The sequence below is a fragment of the Streptomyces sp. NPDC040410 genome, from assembly GCF_055595715.1.
Genome location: NZ_JBVIVK010000012.1, coordinates 166,003 through 187,232, shown reverse-complemented (window position 1 = coordinate 187,232; position 21,230 = coordinate 166,003). Strand labels below are relative to the sequence as shown.

General features: G+C 72.8%; 18 protein-coding genes and 1 tRNA gene. 11 read left to right on the top strand and 8 right to left on the bottom strand.

Annotated features, from left to right (window positions below; genetic code table 11):
* Window positions 1-35 precede the first annotated feature (35 nt).
* Window positions 36-1,475 (top strand): GH1 family beta-glucosidase, encoded by a 1,440-nt coding sequence (locus ACZ562_RS24115; protein WP_471182648.1) that lies wholly within the window; start codon window positions 36-38, stop codon window positions 1,473-1,475.
* A gap of 169 nt (window positions 1,476-1,644) precedes the next feature.
* Here ACZ562_RS24115 and ACZ562_RS24110 read toward each other — a convergent pair whose 3' ends face one another.
* From ACZ562_RS24110 to ACZ562_RS24100, 3 genes are all read right to left on the bottom strand, one after another.
* Window positions 1,645-3,093, bottom strand: a complete 1,449-nt coding sequence (locus ACZ562_RS24110) for a glycoside hydrolase family 18 protein (RefSeq protein ID WP_471182645.1) — start codon at window positions 3,091-3,093, stop codon at window positions 1,645-1,647.
* Window positions 3,094-3,233: 140 nt separating this feature from the next.
* Window positions 3,234-4,637: a sensor histidine kinase gene (locus ACZ562_RS24105; RefSeq protein WP_471182642.1), complete on the bottom strand. Its 1,404-nt coding sequence runs from the start codon at window positions 4,635-4,637 to the stop codon at window positions 3,234-3,236.
* On the bottom strand, window positions 4,634-5,338 hold the full coding sequence (locus ACZ562_RS24100; RefSeq protein ID WP_471182640.1) for a response regulator transcription factor: 705 nt from the start codon (window positions 5,336-5,338) through the stop codon (window positions 4,634-4,636). The genes ACZ562_RS24105 and ACZ562_RS24100 overlap by 4 nt, the downstream gene beginning before the upstream one ends.
* 97 nt (window positions 5,339-5,435) lie before the next feature.
* Here ACZ562_RS24100 and ACZ562_RS24095 point away from each other — a divergent pair, with 97 nt between their 5' ends.
* On the top strand, window positions 5,436-5,954 hold the full coding sequence (locus ACZ562_RS24095; RefSeq protein ID WP_471182637.1) for a hypothetical protein: 519 nt from the start codon (window positions 5,436-5,438) through the stop codon (window positions 5,952-5,954).
* A gap of 3 nt (window positions 5,955-5,957) precedes the next feature.
* On the opposite strand, the gene ACZ562_RS24090 is transcribed toward ACZ562_RS24095, so the two are convergent.
* The 3 genes from ACZ562_RS24090 to ACZ562_RS24080 all read right to left on the bottom strand — a co-directional run bounded on the left by ACZ562_RS24090 (window position 5,958) and on the right by ACZ562_RS24080 (window position 7,806).
* Window positions 5,958-6,401, bottom strand: a complete 444-nt coding sequence (locus tag ACZ562_RS24090) for a GNAT family N-acetyltransferase (protein ID WP_471182634.1) — start codon at window positions 6,399-6,401, stop codon at window positions 5,958-5,960.
* Window positions 6,402-6,480: 79 nt separating this feature from the next.
* Window positions 6,481-7,350: a spermidine synthase gene (locus ACZ562_RS24085; RefSeq protein ID WP_471182631.1), complete on the bottom strand. Its 870-nt coding sequence runs from the start codon at window positions 7,348-7,350 to the stop codon at window positions 6,481-6,483.
* Between the two features lie 51 nt (window positions 7,351-7,401).
* Complete coding sequence (locus ACZ562_RS24080) at window positions 7,402-7,806, bottom strand: hypothetical protein (protein WP_471182625.1); 405 nt, start codon at window positions 7,804-7,806, stop codon at window positions 7,402-7,404.
* A 298-nt stretch (window positions 7,807-8,104) separates the two neighbouring features.
* Here ACZ562_RS24080 and ACZ562_RS24075 point away from each other — a divergent pair, with 298 nt between their 5' ends.
* Window positions 8,105-9,550, top strand: a complete 1,446-nt coding sequence (locus tag ACZ562_RS24075; RefSeq protein ID WP_471182622.1) for a tetratricopeptide repeat protein — start codon at window positions 8,105-8,107, stop codon at window positions 9,548-9,550.
* Between the two features lie 341 nt (window positions 9,551-9,891).
* Here ACZ562_RS24075 and ACZ562_RS24070 read toward each other — a convergent pair whose 3' ends face one another.
* Entirely contained in the window at window positions 9,892-10,485 is a 594-nt protein-coding gene (locus tag ACZ562_RS24070) for a histidine phosphatase family protein (RefSeq protein WP_471182620.1), read from the bottom strand.
* 259 nt (window positions 10,486-10,744) lie between these two features.
* Between ACZ562_RS24070 and ACZ562_RS24065 the strand changes: the two genes are divergently transcribed.
* The 7 genes from ACZ562_RS24065 (at window position 10,745) to ACZ562_RS24035 (ending at window position 17,230) form a co-directional block, all read left to right on the top strand.
* The gene (locus ACZ562_RS24065) at window positions 10,745-11,698 is read left to right on the top strand and encodes a phosphatase PAP2 family protein (RefSeq protein WP_471182618.1); all 954 of its coding nucleotides are present in this window, start codon (window positions 10,745-10,747) and stop codon (window positions 11,696-11,698) included.
* Window positions 11,649-12,821, top strand: coding sequence for a hypothetical protein (locus tag ACZ562_RS24060; RefSeq protein WP_471182616.1), 1,173 nt, complete (start codon window positions 11,649-11,651; stop codon window positions 12,819-12,821). The genes ACZ562_RS24065 and ACZ562_RS24060 overlap by 50 nt, the downstream gene beginning before the upstream one ends.
* Window positions 12,812-14,434 carry a hypothetical protein gene (locus tag ACZ562_RS24055; RefSeq protein WP_471182614.1) on the top strand — a complete coding sequence of 541 codons (1,623 nt, stop codon included), beginning with the start codon at window positions 12,812-12,814 and terminating at the stop codon, window positions 14,432-14,434. The genes ACZ562_RS24060 and ACZ562_RS24055 overlap by 10 nt, the downstream gene beginning before the upstream one ends.
* Window positions 14,431-15,771, top strand: coding sequence for an AAA domain-containing protein (locus tag ACZ562_RS24050; protein WP_471182612.1), 1,341 nt, complete (start codon window positions 14,431-14,433; stop codon window positions 15,769-15,771). Before ACZ562_RS24055 ends, ACZ562_RS24050 begins: the two co-directional genes overlap by 4 nt.
* Window positions 15,772-16,069: 298 nt before the next feature.
* Window positions 16,070-16,435: a hypothetical protein gene (locus ACZ562_RS24045; protein WP_471182611.1), complete on the top strand. Its 366-nt coding sequence runs from the start codon at window positions 16,070-16,072 to the stop codon at window positions 16,433-16,435.
* A gap of 113 nt (window positions 16,436-16,548) precedes the next feature.
* A complete protein-coding gene (locus ACZ562_RS24040; protein WP_471182608.1) occupies window positions 16,549-17,166 on the top strand; it encodes a bifunctional DNA primase/polymerase in 618 nt (205 codons plus the stop codon).
* Window positions 17,157-17,230 (top strand) — tRNA-Lys (locus tag ACZ562_RS24035). Before ACZ562_RS24040 ends, ACZ562_RS24035 begins: the two co-directional genes overlap by 10 nt.
* 507 nt (window positions 17,231-17,737) lie before the next feature.
* Here ACZ562_RS24035 and ACZ562_RS24030 read toward each other — a convergent pair.
* A complete protein-coding gene (locus tag ACZ562_RS24030) occupies window positions 17,738-19,087 on the bottom strand; it encodes a M6 family metalloprotease domain-containing protein (protein WP_471182605.1) in 1,350 nt (449 codons plus the stop codon).
* 301 nt (window positions 19,088-19,388) lie between these two features.
* On the opposite strand from ACZ562_RS24030, the gene ACZ562_RS24025 reads away from it, so the two are divergent.
* Complete coding sequence (locus ACZ562_RS24025; RefSeq protein WP_471182602.1) at window positions 19,389-21,224, top strand: putative bifunctional diguanylate cyclase/phosphodiesterase; 1,836 nt, start codon at window positions 19,389-19,391, stop codon at window positions 21,222-21,224.
* Window positions 21,225-21,230 lie beyond the last annotated feature (6 nt).

Sequence of the window (21,230 nt, the reverse complement as noted above, 5' to 3'; positions counted from 1 at the left end):
TCGTCGGTCTTCACGACCTCCTTGGGAGCGCTTTGATGCCTGAGTCCGTACAGCCGGTGACCCCGGTGGCCTTTCCTCCCGCCTTCCTCTGGGGCGCCGCGACCTCCGCGTACCAGATCGAGGGCGCGGTGCGGGAGGACGGCCGCACCCCGTCCATCTGGGACACCTTCAGCCATACGCCGGGAAAGACCGCCGGCGGCGACACCGGTGACATCGCTGTCGACCACTACCACCGCTACCGCGAGGACGTAGCGCTGATGGCGGAGCTGGGCCTGAGCGCCTACCGCTTCTCCGTCTCCTGGTCCCGGGTCCAGCCCACGGGCCGCGGCCCTGCCGTCCAGGTGGGCCTGGACTTCTACCGCCGCCTGGTCGACGAACTGCTCGGGCACGGCATCAAGCCGGCCGTCACCCTCTACCACTGGGACCTGCCGCAGGAATTGGAGGACGCGGGCGGCTGGCCGGAGCGGGACACGGCGTACCGCTTCGCCGAGTACGCGCAGACCGTCGGCGAGGCACTCGGCGACCGCGTGGAGCAGTGGATCACTCTCAACGAGCCGTGGTGCAGCGCGTTCCTGGGCTACGGCTCCGGGGTGCACGCTCCCGGCCGTACGGACCCGGCGGCCTCGCTCAAGGCGGCCCACCACCTCAACCTGGCGCACGGCCTGGGCAGTTCGGCCCTGCGGTCGGTCATGGCGGCCCGCAACTCGGTCGCGGTGAGCCTCAACTCGTCGGTGGTCAGGCCGCTTTCCCAGGACCCGGCGGACCTCGCGGCCGCTCGCAGGATCGACGACCTGGCCAACGGCGTCTTCCACGGCCCGCTGCTGCGCGGTGCGTACCCGCAGACGCTGTTCGCCGCGACGGAACTGGTCACGGACTGGTCGTACGTCCACGACGGCGACCTGGAGGCGATCAACCAGCCACTGGACGCGCTGGGCCTCAACTACTACACGCCGACGCTCGTGTCGGCGGCCGACCCGGAGGCCGACCGCCCGCGCGCGGACGGCCACGGCGCCAGCGAGCACTCCCCCTGGCCGGGCGCGGACGACGTCGCCTTCCACCAGACGCCGGGCGAGCGCACCGAGATGGGCTGGACCATCGACCCGACGGGCCTGCACGAACTCATCATGCGCTACACGCGGGAGGCCCCGGGCCTGCCGCTGTATGTCACGGAGAACGGCGCGGCCTACGACGACAAGCCCGACCCCGACGGCCGCGTCCACGACCCGGAGCGCATCGCCTACCTCCACGGCCACCTGTCGGCGGTGCGCCGCGCCATCGCCGACGGCGCGGACGTCCGCGGCTACTACCTGTGGTCCCTGCTGGACAACTTCGAGTGGGCCTATGGCTTCGGCAAGCGCTTCGGCGCGGTGTACGTCGACTACGCGACGCTGGCCCGGACCCCGAAGTCGAGCGCGCGGTGGTACGGCGAGGCGGCACGCACGGCGACGCTTCCGGCGGTGACGTCGGTCGAGTAGGCGGCCCAGCGGCACCCGGCAGGACCGGGGGACGGGGCGCGGCACGCGGAGGGAGGTGCCGCGCCCTCGATTCGCGCGGCCTACTCAGATGTGGTGCGGACCGGCTCGGAAGGAGGCGCACAGCCGTGTGGCTGTGCGCCTCCCGGGCGGGCGGTGAGCGGCCGAGGTCCTACTTGTAGACCGAGAACGCCTTGGAGAACGCGTGCGCCTCCTGAACGATGGAGCTGCAGGTGGCGTCCGCGGAGTTCTTGGCGCCGCCGGTGCACTGCTTGTCACGGGTCGAGGACCACATCGACAGCCATCCCAGGCCCTTCGCCTTCGCGAGGTCCACCAGCTGGGACGCGTCGTCCACCTTGAAGATCTCGGACGCGACGTCGTTGACACCGATCATCGGTGTGATGGCGACCGTCTTCCAGGCGGCACTTTCGGACAGGCCGAGAACACTCCTGACCTGGGCCTGCGTGGCGGTGGCCGCCTGTACGGCGTAGGTGCCCATGTCGCCGCTGTACGCCGGCCCGTAGTCCATCGCCATGATGTTGACGGTGTTGATCTTCACGCCGTTGGACTTGGCGTTGGAGAGCAGGTTCACCCCGTCCTGTGTCAGGCCCTCGGGCATGACGGGGAGGGTGAAGGAGACGTCGAGGCCCGGGTGCTGCTGCTGGAGCCTGGCGATGGCCTGGGCGCGGCGGGTGTTCGCGGCCGTGTTCGGCAGCGCGCCGCCCTCGACGTCGAAGTCGACCTTGGTGAGCTTGTAGGCGTCCACCGCCTTGGCGTACGCCGTCGCCAGCGCGTCCGCGGACGAGCAGGTCGTCGCCAGCTCGGATCCGGCGGCCCCGCCGAAGGACACGCGCATGTCGCCGCCCTTGGCGCGCAGCGCGCCGATCTGGGAGGCCACGCCGTCGCTCGCGAGGTCGGTGACACCGCCCCACTTCGGGGTGCAGCCGCCGCCGTCGGTGATGAAGGCGAGGTTGTAGTTCTTCACGCCGGTGGCCTTCGCGCTCGCGACCAGGTCGAAGGCCGGGTAGAGGGAGGTGTCGACGTACGGGGCGAAGCCGGCGGTGGCGGGGGTGCCGGTGCCGGTGCTCTCCGAGGGGGACGCGGTCGCGGTGGGGGTCGGGGTGGAGGTCTTCGTGGGGGTCGCCGTAGGGGCGGGCGACTGGGTGGGGCGGCCGGTCGGCTCGGGGGTGGCGCCGCCGTCCGCGGAGCACTTCGCGTCGTCGATGAGACAGCCGGTCGGGTTGCCGGTGCCGTTCACGACGAAGCCGACGGTGACCGACTTGCCGGGCGCCAGGCCGTCGGTGTCCCACTTCGCGGGCTTCACGGTGACGTGCTGCCCGCTGACGCTCGACTCGGCGTTCCAGAGGGAGCCGAGCTTCGACCCGGAGGGCAGGTCGAACTCCAGCGTCCAGTCCTTCTCGGTCGCACCGCTGTTGTTCGTGACGACGTACTGCGCGGTGTAACCCTTCGACCAGTCACTGGTCCTGGTGTACGCGGCGCCGACGCCGGCCGCCTGCGCGGTGCCGGTGAGCAGGACGGCGCCGCCGCCCACGACGGCGGCGGCCACCAGGCCTCCGATCGCCTTGTCTCTGCCACTGACCTTGCGCCGGTGCGTGCTCATCGCGTGCCTGCCTTCGCTGTTCACGGGGGTCCCGGGGGAATCCCCAGGGCTTCCCGGGGGGTGGATGCGGCAGCACGCTAGCGATCCGGAATCGGGCAAATAGCTTGATCCGGACGGGCGTTGGGGACCTTAGGGTGCGCTTAAGGAAGGGATCGGGAGCGGTTAAAGGTAGAGACCAATCTGCCGCGTCGGCGGCGGCGCACGGCCCCGCGATGCCCCCGCCGGACCGGCTCTCTGCCGTCCAGCTGGATCCAGATCCGCACCTCGGTTCCGCCGAGCACGGACGACCCGATGCGCACGTCCCCGCCGGTCTCCTCCGCGAGCCGGCGCACGATGTCCAGGCCGAGCCCGGTCGAGCCGTCGCTGCCGGAGCCCCGCCCCCGCGCCATGGCCGCCTCGGGGTCCTGGATGCCGGGCCCCGCGTCCGACACCAGCACGATCACCGCGTCCTCGCCGTTGTGCAGGTCGACCGCGAAGGCCGTGCCCTGCGGGGTGTGCCGGAAGACGTTGCCGAGCAGCGCGTCCAGGGCGGCCGCCAGATCCGTGCGGGCCACGGGTATCCGCACCGGCCGGTCCGCACCGGCCACCCGCCACTTGCGGCCCTCGTCCTCCGCGAGCGCGGACCAGAACCCCATCCGTTCCCGGACCACTTCGGACGCGTCGCACCCGGCTCCCGGACCGGCGGCAGCGGTCTGCGGCTTGGCCTCCCGGGCCGTCCGGATGATGGTGTCGACCTCGCGCTCCAACTGGGCGACGGCGGCCCGCGTCTGGTCGGCGGCCGGCCCGTCGCCGAGCGAGGCCGCGTTCAGCCGCAGCACGGTCAGCGGTGTACGCAGCCGGTGGGACAGATCCGCCGCCAGCTCCCGCTCGTTGGCGAGGAGTTGTACGACCTGGTCGGCCATGGAGTTGAACGCCACCGCCGCGAGCCGCAGTTCGGTCGGCCCCTCCTCCGGTACGCGGGCCCCCAGCTTCCCCTCCCCCAGCTCATGGGCGCCCTCGACGAGTCGCTGCGCGGGCTGCACCATCCGCACGCCCAGCCGGTCGGCCACGGCGACCGAGCCAACGACGAGCGCGGCCCCGACCGCGGCGAGCACCGCCCAGGCCGTGCCGACGCCGTTGCTGACCTCGGCCTCGGGGACGTACACCTCGACGACCGCTATCTCGCCGGAGCTCAGCGCGACCGGCTGGAGCAGCGTGGAGCCGCCGGGCACGGCGGTGGTGGAGGCGCGGCCCAGCTTCCGCACGGTCGCGATGTCCTCGTCGGCGGCTCGCTGCCGGCCGAGGTCGACGGCCGCCGCGCCCACGCCCGCCGGAATGTGCACGGCCATCCCCGCGTCGGAGCCCGCGGAGGCCACGACCCGCTCCAGCTGGTCGCGTTCGGTGGTGATGGACAGCGCCGGGGCGACGGCGGCGGCCTCCCGCTCGGCGTTGGAGAACGCGCGGTCCCGGGCCATCTCCTTGATGACGAGTCCGAGCGGGACCGCGAAGGCGACCACCACCATCGCGGTGACCGCCAGGCAGACCCTGACCAGTGCCCATCTCATCGCGACGGCTCCCTTCCGGGCGGCTCCAGCTTCACGCCGACGCCCCGAAGGGTGTGCAGATAGCGCGGCGCCGCGGCCGTCTCGCCCAGCTTCCGCCGCAGCCACGACAGATGGACGTCGATGGTCTGGTCGTCGCCGTACGACTGCTGCCACACCTCGGCGAGCAGCTCTTTGCGCGGTACGACGACACTCGGCCGGCCGGCCAGGAAGGCGAGCAGGTCGAACTCACGGCGGGTGAGATCGAGCCGTACGCCGTCCAGTTCGGCCTGGCGGCGCAGCGGGTCGACGGTCAGGCCGCCGACGCGGATGACGGTGGACGGCGGGACGTCCCCGGCGGGGGAGCGGGACCGCCGCAGAACGGCGGCCATCCGGGCCGACAGGTGCTCGACGGAGAAGGGCTTGGTGAGGTAGTCGTCCGCTCCGGCGTTCAACAGCCGGACGACTTCCGTCTCGTCGTCCCGCGCGGTGGCGATGATCACAGGGACGTCCGTGATGCCGCGCAGCATCTTCAGGGCCTCGGAGCCGTCCAGATCGGGCAGTCCGAGGTCCAGGATGACGACGTCGAAGCGGAAATGGGCGACCTCGCGCAGCGCCTCGAGCGCCGTACCGACGCTGCGCACCGTGTGTGCGGCGTCGGTCAGATGCCGGATGAGCGCCGAGCGTACGAACTGGTCGTCCTCGACCACGAGCACACTTGCCATGCGCGGCACCGTACGCCATGCGGACGGGCCCGGCCGGGCCTGTGGATAACTCCGACCATGTGCGCCCCGTGGGACGCGTGAGGCAGTATGGCCCGCGATGCGCAGAGGACTCGTACACGTACTGGCATGGTCGCTCGCCACGGGCGCGGCGGTCACGCTGTCGTGGTGGGGCGTCCACACGGTGATGACGGGCACGGCGTACGACCCGCCGCGCGCACTGCCGATCACGGCGGCCGACGCGACCACGCAGGAGTCGAAGCCGCTGGCCTCGTCGACGAACCGGCCGTCCTCGTCGAAGAGTCCGTCGCGAAAGCCGAGCGAGCCGTCCCGGAAGCCGACTCCGACGCCCTCGCGGACCGCCACCGCGAGCACCGGCCCCTCGCCGACCGTCTCCGGCCGGGTCAAGAGCTATGACACCGACGGCGGCCGGGTGGTCTTCGACCTCGGCAGGACGTCCGCGACGCTGGTGTCGGCCACGCCGGGATCGGGCTGGTCGATGCAGGTGTGGAAGACGGAGTCGTGGATCCGGGTGGAGTTCTCCTCGGGCGCGGACCGGGTGTCGCTGTTCTGCACCTGGCACGACGGACCGCCGCGGGTCGAAGTGGGCACGTACTGACGCCTACTGGGCCGGTTCGCGCACCAGGAACACGTCCACCGGGTCCTCGGTCACGAGCGTGAAGCCGTGCCGCTCGTACAACCGCCGGGCCGCGCTGCCCCGCAGCACGTTCAGCCGGACCCGGACACCGTCGTGGTCGCACCGCTCCAGCAGCCGGCGCAGCACGGCGGAACCGACTCCCCTGCCCTGCAGGCCGGGGTCCAGGTAGAAGTGCTCCAGCCAGTGGGCGTCCTCGGCCGGGCGCAGCGCGACGCACCCGGCGAAGTCGTCGCCGACCTCGATCACCCAGGTGTGCGCCGGGGCGAATCCGTCCCGCAGCCGCTGCCGCACGCGCTGCTCGTCGTAGCGGCCCAGGCGCTCCAGGTCCGCCCGCAGCACCACGGCACGCAGCCCGGCCACCGCCTCGACGTCCGCCGCCGAAGCCGGCCGCATCTCCCAGTCCGCCATGATCGCGATGCTAACCCGGCCACCGCCGGCGGCGGCCACGCGTCGTCTGCCGCTGCCGGCGCCGGGGGTACTTCAGGACCTAACGGAACACCGACGGCGGCGGGGCCGGCGAGGCCACCGCAGCCGCGTCCGTCACCGGGGCGGCCCCTCCGGTGAAGTCGGTGAGCTGCCTGCCGTGTTCGACGCGGCCCGGATGCGGGTCGGTGGCGGCCCGGCGGGTGAGTTCGGCGACCGGGAGCGGGTGGTCGGAGGCGACCAGGACCGCGTTGCCGAAGCGTTTGCCGCGCAGCACGGTCGGGTCGGCGACCAGCGCGAGTTCCGGGAAGCGGTCGGCCGCGGTGGCGATCTGGCCGCGCAGATGGGCCAGCGGTGGCCCGTCGGCGAGGTTGGCGGCGTAGAGCCCGCCGGGCTTCAGCACCCTGCGGATCTCGTCGAGGAACTCGGTCGAGGTGAGGTGGGCGGGGGTACGGGCCCCGCTGAACACATCGGTGATGACGAGGTCGGCCCAGCCGTCGGACACCTTGGCGAGCCCTTCCCGCGCGTCCGCCGACCGCACCCGTATCCGGGCGCCCGCCTCCAGCGGCAGTTCTCGGCGCACCAGTTGGACGAGCGCGGCGTCCCGCTCGACGACCTGCTGCGTGGAGCGGGGACGGGTGGCGGCGGCATAACGCGCCAGGGTCAGCGCGCCGCCGCCGAGGTGCACGGCGTGCACGGGCTTGCCGGCCGGGGCGGCGAGGTCGATGACGTGCCCGAGGCGACGCTGGTACTCGAAGGAGAGGTACGCCGGGTCGTCGAGGTCGACGTGCGACTGCGGCGCCCCGTCGATCAGCAGCGTCCAGGCCCGCGCCCGGTCCCGGTCGGGTATGAGCTCGGCGAGCCCCCCGTCGACGGCCTCGACGACGGCTTCGGCAGACCCGCCGCCACGCCGGGGGTTCCTGGACTTTCCCATTAAGTCATTATCAGGGCGTTCGGGGAGGACGGCCCAGCGGGCGTCGCGAGGTCACCGACAGTTGTCCGCCGCCTCGATCAACCGTGCCGCCTCTCCCAGCGCCGCCCGCAGCACCACGGGATCGGTCGCGAGATCCGCCTCCCCGGGCGGCAGCAGCCAGTCCGAGCCCTCCACCGGCGGCTCGGGATTCGGGCTCGGCCCTTGGCCCTCGGTCTCCGTGCACGTGCTGCCCGGCACGTCCCACGCCGCCGCGGTCCCCGGCGGCACCACGAAACCCAGCGTGTCGCCCCCGTCGTCGTGCAGCACGGGCCCCATCGCGTCACCCGCCCCGCGCCGCAGGATGTCGACCGCCTCCAGCCCCTGCCGCGTCGGCACCGTGACGACATCGCACGCGACTCCCGGGCACGACGGTGCGCTGTACGGCGTACCAGGATCGATGCTCTGCCTGGTCTCCATCCCGGCCTCCACCACAGAACGCCTCCTCGGACGAGCGGGTCGGGAGTCGGGCGGCTCCCGGTCCACAGGGTCCAACGCGCCCGCGCGTCAACGGCTACGGAAGAAGTCCGCCGCAAAGGATGGCAGTTCATGGCAGATCACGTATGAGATATCCGGTTTTGTAGCCAAACACTGCGTGGCGGGTCCGGCACAGCAGGTACGTTCTTGCCCGCCGGAAATCAGGGTGAACACACTGACAAGTGAGACAACTCACCCCCACCCCGGCATGGTTCGACGGTTCGCACGAGAGGACCCGGCCATGGCGTCGTCAACGGTGACCTCGTCCCAGCCCCCCACGCCACCACAGCCGAATCTCGCCTTCCGGCGGTTGCGCGGAAAGCGCTCGCCGGCCGAGTTCGCCGCGGCGGTACGACGGGCGGCCCGTGAGATCGGCGAGCGGGTCAGCTGCGACGCGCGCTATGTCGGACGGGTCGAGGCCGGCGAGATCCGCTGCCCCAACTACGCGTACGAACGGGTGTTCCTGCACATGTTCCCCGGCCGCACGCTCACCGACCTGGGCTTCGCGCCCCGCTCGTCCGTACGCGGACGCCGGGCGCGCGCCACGGATGAGACGCAGGGGGAGTGCCAGCCGTATGACACGCGGGACCCGCTCGACCCGCACCACGACCGTCACCAGAGCGACGAGAACCACAAGACCCGCGAGAACCACGAGAACCACGAGGAGAGCGACGTGCTGCGTCGCCTATTCATGACCGGCGGAGGCGCCACCGTGGCCGCCGCCTCACTGGGCCCCCTGGCGTTCGCGCCCGACGCCGCGGCCGCACAGCGGCCCATGAGCCGCGTCGGGGCGAGCGAGGCGGGTGCCCTCGAAGAAGCCGTCCGCCGGATCCGGCTGCTCGACGACCGGCACGGCGCGGACGGCCTCTACCGGCGGGCGGCGGCTCCGCTGCGCGCCGCGTACGCGCTGCTCGACGCCGGAGCGACCCGGCAGGCGACCGCCGACCGGCTCCACTCCGGAGCGGGTGAACTCGCCATCTCCGTTGGCTGGCTGGCGCACGACTCGGGCCGGTTCGACGACGCCCGCTCGCACTACGCGGAGGCGCTCGCGACCGCTCGGATGACCGGGGACGACGCCCTGGAGGCGCACGCCTTCTGCAACACGGCGTTCCTCGCGCGCGACTCGGGCCGGCCGCGCGAGGCGGTACGGGCGGCCCAGGCCGCACAGCGCGTCGCGCGCTCCCTGGGCTCCCCCCGCCTGATGTCGCTGCTCGCGCTGCGCGAGGCCGGCGGCTGGGCGGGGCTCGCCGACCGTACCGGCTGTGAACAGGCGCTCGCCCGCGCGCAGGCCCTCTTCGAGCGCGGTTCCTCGGACGCCGACCCGGAGTGGATGAGCTTCTACGGCGAGGCCGAACTGGAGGGGCTGGAGGCCCAGTGCTGGTCGACCCTGGGCGACTGGCCGCGCGCATCCCGGCACGCGCGCCGTGCGGCCCATCTGCAGGACCCGCACTTCAAGCGCAACATCGCCCTGTACACCGCGGAACTCGCGGACGACCTCGCCCGCGGCGGCCGCCCCGACGAAGCCGCGGCGGCGGGGATGCGGGTCCTCGGCCTGCTGAGCGAGGTGCAGTCGTCCCGCATCCAGGCGATGCTGGCCGGGACGGCCCGGGTGCTCCTGCCGCACCGGCGGGCGTCCGGAGTGTCGGCGTTCCTGGAACGGCACGCCGGCCTGCCACGCAACCCGTGAGCGGCCGGCCCCGGCGGGCTCGGGGTCCTGTCGTCGGTTCGCGTCGCGGGGCAGGCGGGAACGCGACGGCAGGGCCTGGCCCCCATGCCACTGACTCAGCAAGGCCTGCAAGTCCCTGAACTGCAACGATGCTCCGTTCGGCACACCTTGGAAGCCCCCGGTCACCGGCATGGGGCCTAGTGCCGCGTCAGCCAAGGTTTGCCCGTCGAGGAGCGGCGTCCGGTGCGTGCTCTCGGCGTGCCGGCCGGAAGTCCTCGTACTGGACGTACTTGGGCTTTCGGCCGGTGCGGCGAGAGGGCGTGCCGGACGCCGCGACGGGGCGAACCTTGGCTGACGCGGCACTAGTCCAGGTGGCCCAGGTCGTTCCAGCTCTCGATGGCCGGCTCCCCGTACGCCCAGCCCAGGACGGACAGCGACGCCGGGTTCAGGCGGATCCGCGCCGCGAAGTCGAGCGGCAGGCCCAGCCACCGCGCGCCGATGGACCGCAGTATGTGCCCGTGCGCGAAGACCAGCACATCCCGGTCCGCCGCCCGCGCCCATGCCACCACTTCGTCGGCCCGAGCGGTCATCTCGGCGAGCGACTCGCCCTGCGGCACCCCGTCCCGCCAGATCAGCCAGCCGGGCCGTACATCCTGGATCTCCTGCGGCGTCATGCCCTCGTACGCGCCGTAGTCCCACTCCAGCAGCGCGTCCCAGGCGCTCGCGCGCTCGCCGAACCCGGCGAGTTCGCACGTCACGCGCGCGCGTGCCAGCGGGCTGGTGCGCACCTCGACCCCGGCCAGCCCGTCGAACGGCGCCCGGTTCAGGCGCTCGCCGAGCAGCTTGGCGCCACGCCGGCCCTCCTCCAGCAGGGGCACGTCGGTCCTGCCGGTGTGCTTGCCGGACAACGACCACTCCGTCTGTCCGTGCCGGGCCAGCAGGATGCGCGGTGCCATGCGAGGAGGACCTTTCGAGGAAAAAAGGACAAGAGGACATGAGGACATGAAGAAATGAGGAAATAGCGAGGCGGAACCCCTCCATCATCCATCACCCTGTCCGGGGCCTGAATGTGACTGCAGACCCGGGGGCAACCTGCCGGGCGATCTCTGCGTCTTCGAGGGCCGGGGGCGCCCCATGGGGGCGAGCGCGTACACCGTAAAGTGGCACGGCCGGAGCTCCGGGCGCCGCGCGACATCGAAGGGGGAGGGCGATCGGATGCCGCAGACCGAGATACCGGGCATCGAGGCGGCCCCACGGACCCGCCTGCGCTGGTGGACCGAACTGCCGCTGATCCTGCTGGTCTACGCCTGCTACTCCGCCGGCCGGCTCCTCGCGCGGGGCGACGTCACCACCGCCGTCGACCACGGCCTGGCCATCCTGCGCGTCGAGAAGTTCCTGCACATCAACGCCGAACACCCGCTCAACCGCCTCTTCACGCGCGAGGCGTGGCTCGGCGTCCCGGCCGACTTCTGGTACGCGTCGCTGCACTACCTGGTCACGCCCGTGATCCTGGTCTGGCTCTTCAGATCGCGCACCCTGCACTACCGTGCGGCCCGCACCTGGCTGATGACGTCCACCTTCATCGGCCTGATCGGCTTCACCCTGCTGCCGACCTGCCCGCCCCGCCTCCTCTCCGCCGGCCACGGCTTCGTCGACACGATGGCCCAGTACAGCTCGTACGGCTGGTGGGGCGGCGAGGCGAGCGCACCGCGGGGCCTGGGCGGCATGACGAACCAGTACGCGGCGATGCCCAGCCTGCACGTGGGCTGGGCGCTGTGGTGCGGCGTCATTCTGTGGCGGTACAGCGGGACGCTTACCGCCAAGACCCTGGGTGTCGCCTACGCGTTGCTGACCACGATCGTGGTGATGGGAACCGCGAACCACTACTTCCTCGACGCGGTCGCGGGCGCGGCCGTGATGGGGGCCGGACTGCTGCTCGCGCCGTCCGTGATGCGGGGCGCGGACCGGGTCAGGGCCCGGTTCGAGGGCCGGGGCGCACTCGTCGCAGCACGCTCCGTTGGCGCAGAGGCCCCGATTGTCAGTGGCGGATGCCAGACTTCCGCGGGTGAGCGAATTCCACGGCAGCGCGAGTCACGGATCGCATCAGGAGCCGAGCCGGGTGCCTCTCCCACGGACGCGGGGGACGGCGCTCCGGCAGCGGCTCGCTGACCTGCGCGGTCCCGACGTACCGGCCAAGGCACTGGACGCGCGCGCCCTGGCCGCCCTCGCGGCCAACCCCGGGTGCAACCGGCGCGCGATCCTCGACGGCGCCGGGGTGAACAAGGCGGCGCTGGCGAGCGCGCTGGGCTCGCCGTCCGCCTTCGGACAGTCGCAGTTCGCGCTCACCCGGGGCAACGCGTTCGAGGCGCGCGTCAAGGCGGACGGCGGCGCGGAGCTGCTGCGGCTGGTGCACGAGAGGCTGGACCCTGGAGCGGAGCCGCCGTCGGACGCCCGGGTGCCCGAGCTGTCAGCCATCGGCCCCGAGGGTCGTGCGGCGCGTACGGCTCTCGCCCTGCGCGAGGCCACGGCGGCCGGCGCCTGGACGCTGCTCGACCACCCGATGCTCGCGCTCGACGTCGCGGGTTCCCCCGCCTTCCTGGAACCGGACGCGGTGGTGGTGCACCCGGACGGCAGCTGGACGGTCGTGGAGATCAAGTCCTTCCCGATGCTGGACGGCTCCGCGGACCCGGCGAAGGTGGGCGCGGCCGCGCGCCAGGCCGCGGTGTACGTGATCGCGCTGGAGGAGGTCGCCGCCCGCCTCGCCGAGGACACCGCCCCGGCCCCGCGCGTGCGCCACCGAGTCCTGCTCGTCTGCCCCAAGGACTTCTCCAACCTGGCGACCGCGTCCGCCGTCGACGTCCGCAAACAGCGCGCGGTCACCGCCCGGCAGCTGGCCCGCCTCACCCGCATCCAGGACATCGCCGAGACCCTCCCCGAGGGCACGTGCTTCGCCCCGGACCTGCCCGCCGCCGAGCTGACGGCCGCCGTCGAGTCGGTCCCGGCGACGTACGCGCCCGAGTGCCTGTCCGCCTGCGAACTGGCCTTCCACTGCCGTGACCGCTCCCGCACGGCCGGCGCGGTCACGGCCCTCGGCCGCTCTGTCCGGGCGGAGCTGGGAGGTCTGACGACCGTCGAGGACGTCCTGGCCGCGGCCCGCGGGGAAACCGGCGATCCCGAGGATCCGGCGGTGGCGGCGCTGCGCAGAGCGGCGGACCTGCGGGCCGAGGCGCTGGGTGAGCGCCGGGCTGCTCCCGGCGAGCTCGGCCGGGAGGTGGCGTCCGCATGTCGCTGATCTCCACCCTCGCCCGTCTCGAGGCCGTCAGCACCGGCCGAGCCCAGCCCGCCGCCACCGTCCGGCACCGGTATCTGTCGGACCGGCCGCTGGTCCTGGTGCCGCTCACCACCGCCGGTGAGGCCGGCGCCCCGCTCGCCGCGCTGGCCGGCACCGACCGGGACACACCGCACCTGCTCGTCGTACCGCAGCCGCGCGACCGCGACCTGCGGTTCGCGTTCCTGGCCGAGCTCGCCGACATCGTCCTGCCGTACATCGACGCGTACGCCGACACCGTCGAGGCGGCCGAGCGCACCGAGACCGACCCGGAGACCGGCAAGCGGGTCAAGACCGAGGTCGAACTGTGCGCGGACGCCCCGCAACTCATCGTGCCGAGCCGCGCGGGCATCGACCTCGTACGGCTGCTCGGGCGCTCCATGCGCTTCAGGCGTACGGCGGAACAGGACCCGGAGACCCCGCACCCGGCCCCGCCCCGCGTGCCGTTGCTCGGCCGGTGGCTGACCCACTTCGGAGAGCGGGCCCGGGTGCCCGGATCGTCGCTGCTGCTGGCCATGACGGACGTACTCGCCCGGCACTGGGCGACCGGCCAGTCCACGCTGGAGGACCAGCACCTGGGCGCGCTGCTCGCCTGGCTCGACCCACCCGAGGGAACCTCGGGCGCCGAGGCCGCGCTCCGGGCCGAGCTGGCGCGCGATGCCCATGGACAGCTGTTGTGCCCGCCCGCGGGCCCCGCCACCGACCCGGCGTTCGACAACAAGCTGCTCGCCCCCGCCATCGAGCGGTACGACCGCGCCCGCACCGCGCTGGCCGCCGCCGAGGACGGCTTGGAGGCGGACGACCGGCTCGGCGCACTCAGCGCCGCCGAGCGGGAGATCCGCGCCCTCGTCGAGAGCCGCACCCGGCCCGCCTGGGACGCGGTGTGGCGCGGTCTCGACCTGCTGCGGGAGCTGCCCGCGGGCCGGCACGTCGAGGAGCGGTGGACGCGCGACCGCTGGTCGTTCACCGGCCACCGCGACCGCGTCGTCGCCGGCGAGCCCCCGCAGCCGCGCCGCGACGACGCGGTGACCGCCGCGAACAAGCTCGCCACACGGGAGCGCGAGCAGGCCCGGCTGGAGGCCCAGGAGGCTCTCGACGACCCGATGGTGATGGCGGGGCGGCGGCTGGCCGGGGAGGCGTTCGCGGGTGAGGTCACGGATGTCGTCATGGCGTACAGCGAGGGCAAGCGGCCCAGCCCACGCCCGCTGGTGACCGTCCGCACGGACGACCGGCCGCACCTCGGGGAGCGCGCCAGGGTCTACCGCTCGGTGGGCGGCAAGCCGCAGGCGGCTGAATTCGTGGAGTACGTCGGCATCGAGGACCCGGAGGTCTCCGTGGAGGGTGCCACGCTCGTCGTCCTGCGGATCGTCGACAAGATGGGCCGCGGCAAGGAGCCCGAGGCGGGCTCCGTCCCCGAGAAGGGCGACCGCGTCTGCTTCACCCTGTTCGAGCACGAGCAGCGCGGCGGGGCGAAGCTGCCCGACCCGGAGCAGACCCCGTGGACGCACGGCGGCCCGCCGGGCGGGCCGGCCGCGCCGGAAGCCGCCGACCCCATGACCCCGGAGGACGTGCTGTGACCGCCCAGGCCGCATTCGACCCGGGCGCCGCAGCCGCCCGGGCCACCGACGCGATCCTCCACGACACCCTGCACGGCACGCGGCGCGGTGTCGTCGTCGACTCCCCGCCCGGCGCCGGCAAGTCCACGCTCGTCGTGCGCGCCGCGCTGGAACTCGCCGACGCCGGACGCCCGCTGATGGTCGTCGCACAGACCAACGCCCAGGTCGACGACCTCGTCGTCCGACTCGCCGAGAAGAGCCCCGGCCTGCCGGTGGGCCGCCTGCACAGCAGTGACGCCGACCCGTACGACAAGGCGCTGGACGACCTGCCGAACGTCCGCAAGTCGGCCAAGGCCGCCGACCTGACCGGTCTCGCGGTCGTGATCTCCACCGCCGCCAAGTGGGCCCACGTCAAGGTCGACGAACCATGGCGGCACGCGATCGTCGACGAGGCCTACCAGATGCGCTCGGACGCGCTGCTCGCCGTCGCCGGGCTCTTCGAACGGGCGCTGTTCGTGGGTGACCCCGGCCAGCTGGACCCGTTCTCGGTCGTCGGCAGCGAGCAGTGGGCGGGCCTGTCGTACGACCCGTCGGCCTCCGCCGTGACGACCCTGCTCGCCCACAACCCCGAGCTGCCGCAGCACCGCCTGCCGGTGTCCTGGCGCCTCCCGGCGTCCGCCGCGCCCCTCGTGTCCGACGCCTTCTACCCGTACACCCCGTTCCGCAGCGGCACGGACCACGGCGACCGGCGGCTCGCCTTCGCGGTGCCCTCGGACGGCTCCGGCCCCGACCGGGTGATCGACGAGGCCGCCGAGTGCGGCTGGGGCCTGCTGGAGCTGCCCGCGCGGCACACCCCGCGGACGGACCCGGAAGCGGTCCGCGCGGTGGCGACGGTCGTACGACGCCTGCTGGACCGTGGCGGCGCGGCCACGTCGGAACGCTCGGCCGGGCCGGCCCCCCTCACCGCCGGCCGCATCGCCGTCGGCACGGCACACCGGGACCAGGCAGCGGCGGTCCGCGCGGCCCTGACGGAGCTGGGCGTCACGGACATCACCGTGGACACGGCGAACCGGCTGCAGGGCCGTGAGTTCGACGTGACGGTCGTCCTGCACCCCCTCTCCGGCCGCCCCGACGCCACCGCGTTCCACCTGGAGACGGGCCGCCTGTGCGTCCTCGCCTCCCGGCACCGGCACGCGTGCATCGTTGTGTGCCGGGCCGGCGTGGGCGACCTGCTGGACGCCTATCCGTCGACGGAGCCGGTGCAGCTCGGGACGATCGTGAAGTTCCCGGACGGATGGGAGGCGAACCACGCGGTGCTGGCCCGGCTGGCCGAGCACCGGGTGTGCTGGCGGCCGTGACACGCCCCGGGCCCCGTCGTGCCCCTGACGGGGGCCGGCCCCCCGCGCCCGTTACGGACCTGCCTGCGGTACGAGCACGGGCATGTCGTTCCCCCGTCGTTCAGCGACATGTATCCCCACGCCAGGCTCGCCGTGCGCACCCTCGGTCAGCGTAGTGAGCACAGCCCGGCCAGCGGGAGACGAATCACACGGGCCTCTCTTGCGCCGGCGCGGGACAATGGAGGGTGGCCCACCCCGCAGACGGGTCACCCGCGACATCCGCAGCAGACGGACATCCGCAACACGAGGAGGAGAAGACATGGCGGAGCCCACGCCGCGTCGGAACGAACCGCGGCTACGCCCCGCGCCCCTGCTCTTCGAGCCCACGCAGGCGGCCGACGACCCGGAGCACTTTTTCGACCTCGAGTCGATCGACGATCCGCGCGCGCTGCTGGCCCGGGCGACGGAGCTTACGCTCGCGTTCCGCGCCGCGACGGACCGGGCGGTGGAGTTCCAGGCGATCGCGGCGGCCCAGCTGGCGGATCCCCGGCGGTTCGACCGCCTGACGCCGGCGGACATCGCGGCGCGGGCCGAGTGGACCGAGGACTACGCGAAGAAGATGGTGGAGTTCGGGCAGGATCTGCTGCGCGGGGTCGAGGGCAGGGGACACGTCGACCCGGTGTGAAATCGGGCCCTGGCATATGCCAGCCGGGCAAGATACCTTCTCCCGCCCCTCCCTGTCCCGGATTCCGGCAACTCTCGGGAACAGAGTGCTCACACCCGGTACATCTAGGCGGCATGAGCAGTACACGTGACGAGCCTTTCTCCGCCCGCCTCGACGTCTCGGGGGTCGCCCCGGACGGAGCCGCCTGGCTCGCCTCGGCGGGAACGTATCCGCGCAGCACGCTGGCGCTCTGGGAGGAGCGGCCGGACGCACCGGTCGTACTGCCCTGCGGTTCCGTCTTCGACGTCGTCAGCGCGCCCGTGGTCTTCGGGCGCCGGATGACCGACCGGCTGTGGGAGGAGGGGCCGGGGTCGGGGCCGGTCGCGACGTTCCGCGGGCGCATGCTGCTGTTCGCCGCGCCGGGCACGGCACAGCGGCTGCCCTCGCTGCTGCACTGGGAGGAGTGGGGCACCGAGGACGGAGGATGCGCTCGTACGGGGTCGATCCCGCCACTGCTGTGCCACGGCACCGGCGACGCGGTGACCGTCCCCGCGCCGCTGGGCTCCGCTGCCTCCCCGCCCCGGCTCGACGCCCGCTGGCTGGTCGCCCCCGACACCCGTCAGCCCTGGCTGCCGGGCCCGGAGATCCTGCTGTGGGCGGCCGTACGGGCGGCTCGCGCGGCCGTGCGGATATCGATTTTTCCTCCCGCCGATCAGGATGCTAAGGTCTACGACGTCAGCAGGCGCCGCTAGCTCAGTTGGTTAGAGCAGCTGACTCTTAATCAGCGGGTCCGGGGTTCGAGTCCCTGGCGGCGCACGATGGCGATGGCGAGGCGTGTTCGCGGATAGCGCGAACCTCCTCGCCATCGTTGTTCGTGCGCGGCTTCGCCGCGCGCAGTGGGGGCTCCGCCACCCACACCCCCCTTCCCCGCCGGACCCAGTGGCCGTGGGGCTGCCATGCGAACCCGCGCGACCTTCAAGGCAGAGGCTCCGCCACCCACGCCCCCCCTCGCCGCCGGACCCAGTGGCCGTGAGCCCGCCATGCGAACCCGCACGCGATCTTCAAGGCAGAGGCCCCGCCACCCACACCCCCACGCCCCCACGCCCCCACGCCCCCACGCCGCCGGACGCGACGGCCGTGAGACCGCCCATGCGGACCCGCACGCGACCTTCAAGGCAGAGGCCCCGCCACCCACGCCCCCTCGCCGCCGGACGCGACGGCCGTGAGGCCGCCATGCGAACCCGCACGCGATCCTCAAGGCAGAGGCCCCGCCACCCACACCCCCACGCCCCCTCGCCGCCGGGCCCAGTGGCCGTGAGGCTGTCATAGGGGCCCGGGTGTGATCTTCACCGTCCACGTGCCGGAAGCCGTTCGCCCCTCCACCTCCACCCGTACGTCCTCGTCCGGCACGGTGAAGCTCTCGCCGAGCGCGACGGGAGCGTCCGCGAGCGGCGGATAGACCGAGTCCTCCCAGCAGGCCTCGGTGTGCGGGTGGGCGTCGATCACCTCGACCGGCCCGCCGCCGGACTCGGCGCCGCTGCGCACCCGGTAGACGAGGACCCCCGACCCGCAGGCGTCCGCGTCGTTGCCCACCGGACCGCGCGCCTCGAACGCGAGCGCGCTGTCGGGGGCGGTCCGCACCACGGCGAGCTTGGTGCCGGTGCCCAGGCCGAAGACGGGCGACCCGGCGGCGCCCACGGCCGGGACACCCGGTCCCGTACCCAGCGGCTCCAGCGTCAGCCGTGTGGAGCCGTTCCTCGGTACGCACACCACCTGGCGCGGTTCCAGCCACCCCAGCTTCCACTTGTGCCAGGCGAACAGATCGGGGGCCAGGCCGAACTGGCTGCCCATCAGGTCCCAGTCCCCGACGTACGTGTCCCAGTCGCCCTTGCCGTCCATCGGCCGGTGGTACAGGTCCGGCAGGTCGAAGACGTGCCCGGTCTCGTGGGCCAGGACGAGCCGGTCGGGCGGGTGCCTCTCGAAGACGGTGACGACCCGGCGGATGTCCGTGCCGTCGATCCGCAGCGGGGTGTCCAGGTTGACGACCTTGGTGGCGTCCGAGTCCACTCCGGGGGCGTCCGGGTCGGCGACGAAATAGACGATGTCGTAGCGCGAGAAGTCCACCTGCCCGTCGGCCGCGGCGAGCGCGTCGCCCAGGTACGCGGCGCGGTGGGCGGCGTTCCAGTCGCGTCTTATGGCGTACGAGGTCGAGGGCCGCGGCATCTTGATCCAGTGCCGCAGGGGATGCGGGCGCAGGGTGAACTTGCCGTAGGAGGCCCGTTCGAAGAAGTTGCTGGTGGCCGGGAAGTGGTCGGCGACCAGCTCGGCGGTGGTGGTCAGCGGGACGGCGTCCGGGAAGGACAGGAAGATCATCACCGCGTCGAGCGAGCGGGCCGGGCGCGGATAGGCGGTGTTCCAGGTGTCCAGGCCCTCCGAGTGGTGGGCCTCGGTACGCTGCAGGGCGCACGGCGACGCGGCGAGGGGCCCGGCGACCGACGGGCCGGTCAGGATCGAGGTCGCGGCGAGCGCCGACATGGTGGTGAACACGGCGGCGGTACTGCGCAGTCGGGGCCGCACGGGTGTCCGGCCGAGCCGCTCGACGGCCTCACGGGTGAGGGCCCTGAGAGGGGGCTGACGCGGCACGTGGACCTCCGGGAGCGGTTCGCGGGACACCGCACCCAGCCTGTGTGAGATTGTCGTACTTTGCCCTGATTGTCTGCACCAGAAGAGTGAGAGGGGCGGATGACCGTCCTGATGACACCCTGATTCGCTCACAGAACGTCACAACTGGTCGGAGGCTCGTAGGAGCCGTCCAGGTGCGGGCAGAAACGATCTGCCAGGGGGGTGGCCGGGTCCGGGACACTGGACTACGGCTGGAAGGGCGGGGGGCCAGCCTCTATGATCGGCACACTTTCCTGACCATTCCTGCCCGACGAGCCCCATACGAAGACCGAGTGCACTGCGGGAGCGAGAGGTGAGCGGAACCTCCGAAGGGCCGACGCCCGCGGCAGACCTCATCCGGCCGGCCGTCACAGAGAGTAACGCCGAGCCGTCACCGGGTTCGGAGCCGGGCCCGCCGCGGTCACCGGCGCCCTTCCGGTCCGCCTTCTCCGTCGCCCCTCTCGCGATGGCCGTCGTCGACCGCGAGGGCCTGGTGGTCAGCGCCAACGACGCGTTCGCCGGCCTCCTCGGCGCCGGCACGGACACATCGGCCGGGTGCGTGGCGGCCGACCTGGTGGACCTGACGTCCGACGCCCGCACCTGGCACGCGTACCGCGAGATGCTGCGCGGCCGCAAGGCCCGGCTGCGTTGCACACGCCGCCTCAAGCATCCCGACGGGCACTCCCTGTGGGTGCAGGTCACGGTCGCGCCCCTGCCGGACGAGGAGCCGGGCGTTCTGCTGTCCGTCGCCGACATCAGCGCCCGCCGGGAACTCCAGGCCCGGCTGCGCCACTTGCAGATGCACGACCCGGTGACCCGGCTGCCCAACCGCACGCTGTTCTTCGAGCGTCTGTCGGCCGCGCTGGAGGCGGAGTCGTACGAGGAGAGCGGCACCGGCCGGATCGGTCTGTGCTATCTGGACCTGGACGGTTTCAAGGCCGTCAACGACACCCTCGGCCACCGTGTCGGCGACCGGCTGCTGGCGGCCGTGGCCGAACGCCTCACCCACTGCGCCGACGAGGCGGGCTGCGCCAGAACGAGCACACCACTGGTGGCCAGACTCGGCGGCGACGAATTCGCCCTGCTGGTCGAGGACTCGACGGGCACCGAGCAGCTCGCCGATCTCGCCGAGGCCGCCCTCACGGCGCTTCAGGCCCCCTTCGACATCTCCGGTCAGCGGCTGTCGGTGTCGGCGTCGATCGGGGTCGTGGAGCGGCGCGCGGCCGGCACCTCCGCCACCGCTCTGATGCAGGCCGCCGACACCACGCTCTACTGGGCCAAGGCCGACGGCAAGTCCCGCTGGACCCTGTTCGACCCGGAGCGCAACGCCCACCGCATGACCCGCCAGGCCCTCGCCTCCACGCTCCGGCCGGCCATCGAGCGTGGTGAATTCGCCCTGGAGTACCAGCCGTTGGTGGGCATGGAGGACGGCCGGCTGCGGGGGGTGGAGGCGCTGGTGCGCTGGAACCACCCGCAGTTCGGGGTGCTGACGCCGAATCGGTTCATCGGACTGGCCGAGGAGGACGGCTCGATCGTGCCGCTCGGCCGCTGGGTGCTGGCCACCGCGTGCCGCCAGGCCCGCCGCTGGCAGGTGGACAACCCGGACGAGCCGCCCATCTTCGTGAGCGTGAACGTGGCGGTCCGTCAGGTGTGGGACTCGGACCTGGTCGCGGACGTGGCGGAGGTCCTCACGGAGACGGGTCTCGAGCCGCGACTGCTCCAGCTGGAGCTGACGGAGTCGGCGGTGATGGGCTCGGCGGGGCGGCCGTTGCAGGCCCTCCAGGCGCTCAGCGAGACGGGTGTCCGGATCGCGATCGACGACTTCGGCACCGGGTACTCGAACCTCGCGTACCTGAGCCGGCTGCCGGTGTCCGTGCTGAAGCTGGACGGCTCCTTCGTCCGGGGCTTCCAGTACGACGGGGCCGGTGTCCCTCCGAACCCTGCCGACGAGGTGATCGTCGAGGCGATGATCCAGCTGGCCCACCGGCTGGGCCTGACCGTCACCGCGGAGTGCGTGGAGACGTCCGCGCAGGCCTCCCGTCTGCGGCAGATCGGCTGCGACACCGGCCAGGGGTGGCTGTACTCGCGGCCGGTGCCGCCGGATCGCATCTCCGGACTGCTGGGGGCACCGGCCTGCCCCCGGACGTGAGCCGCG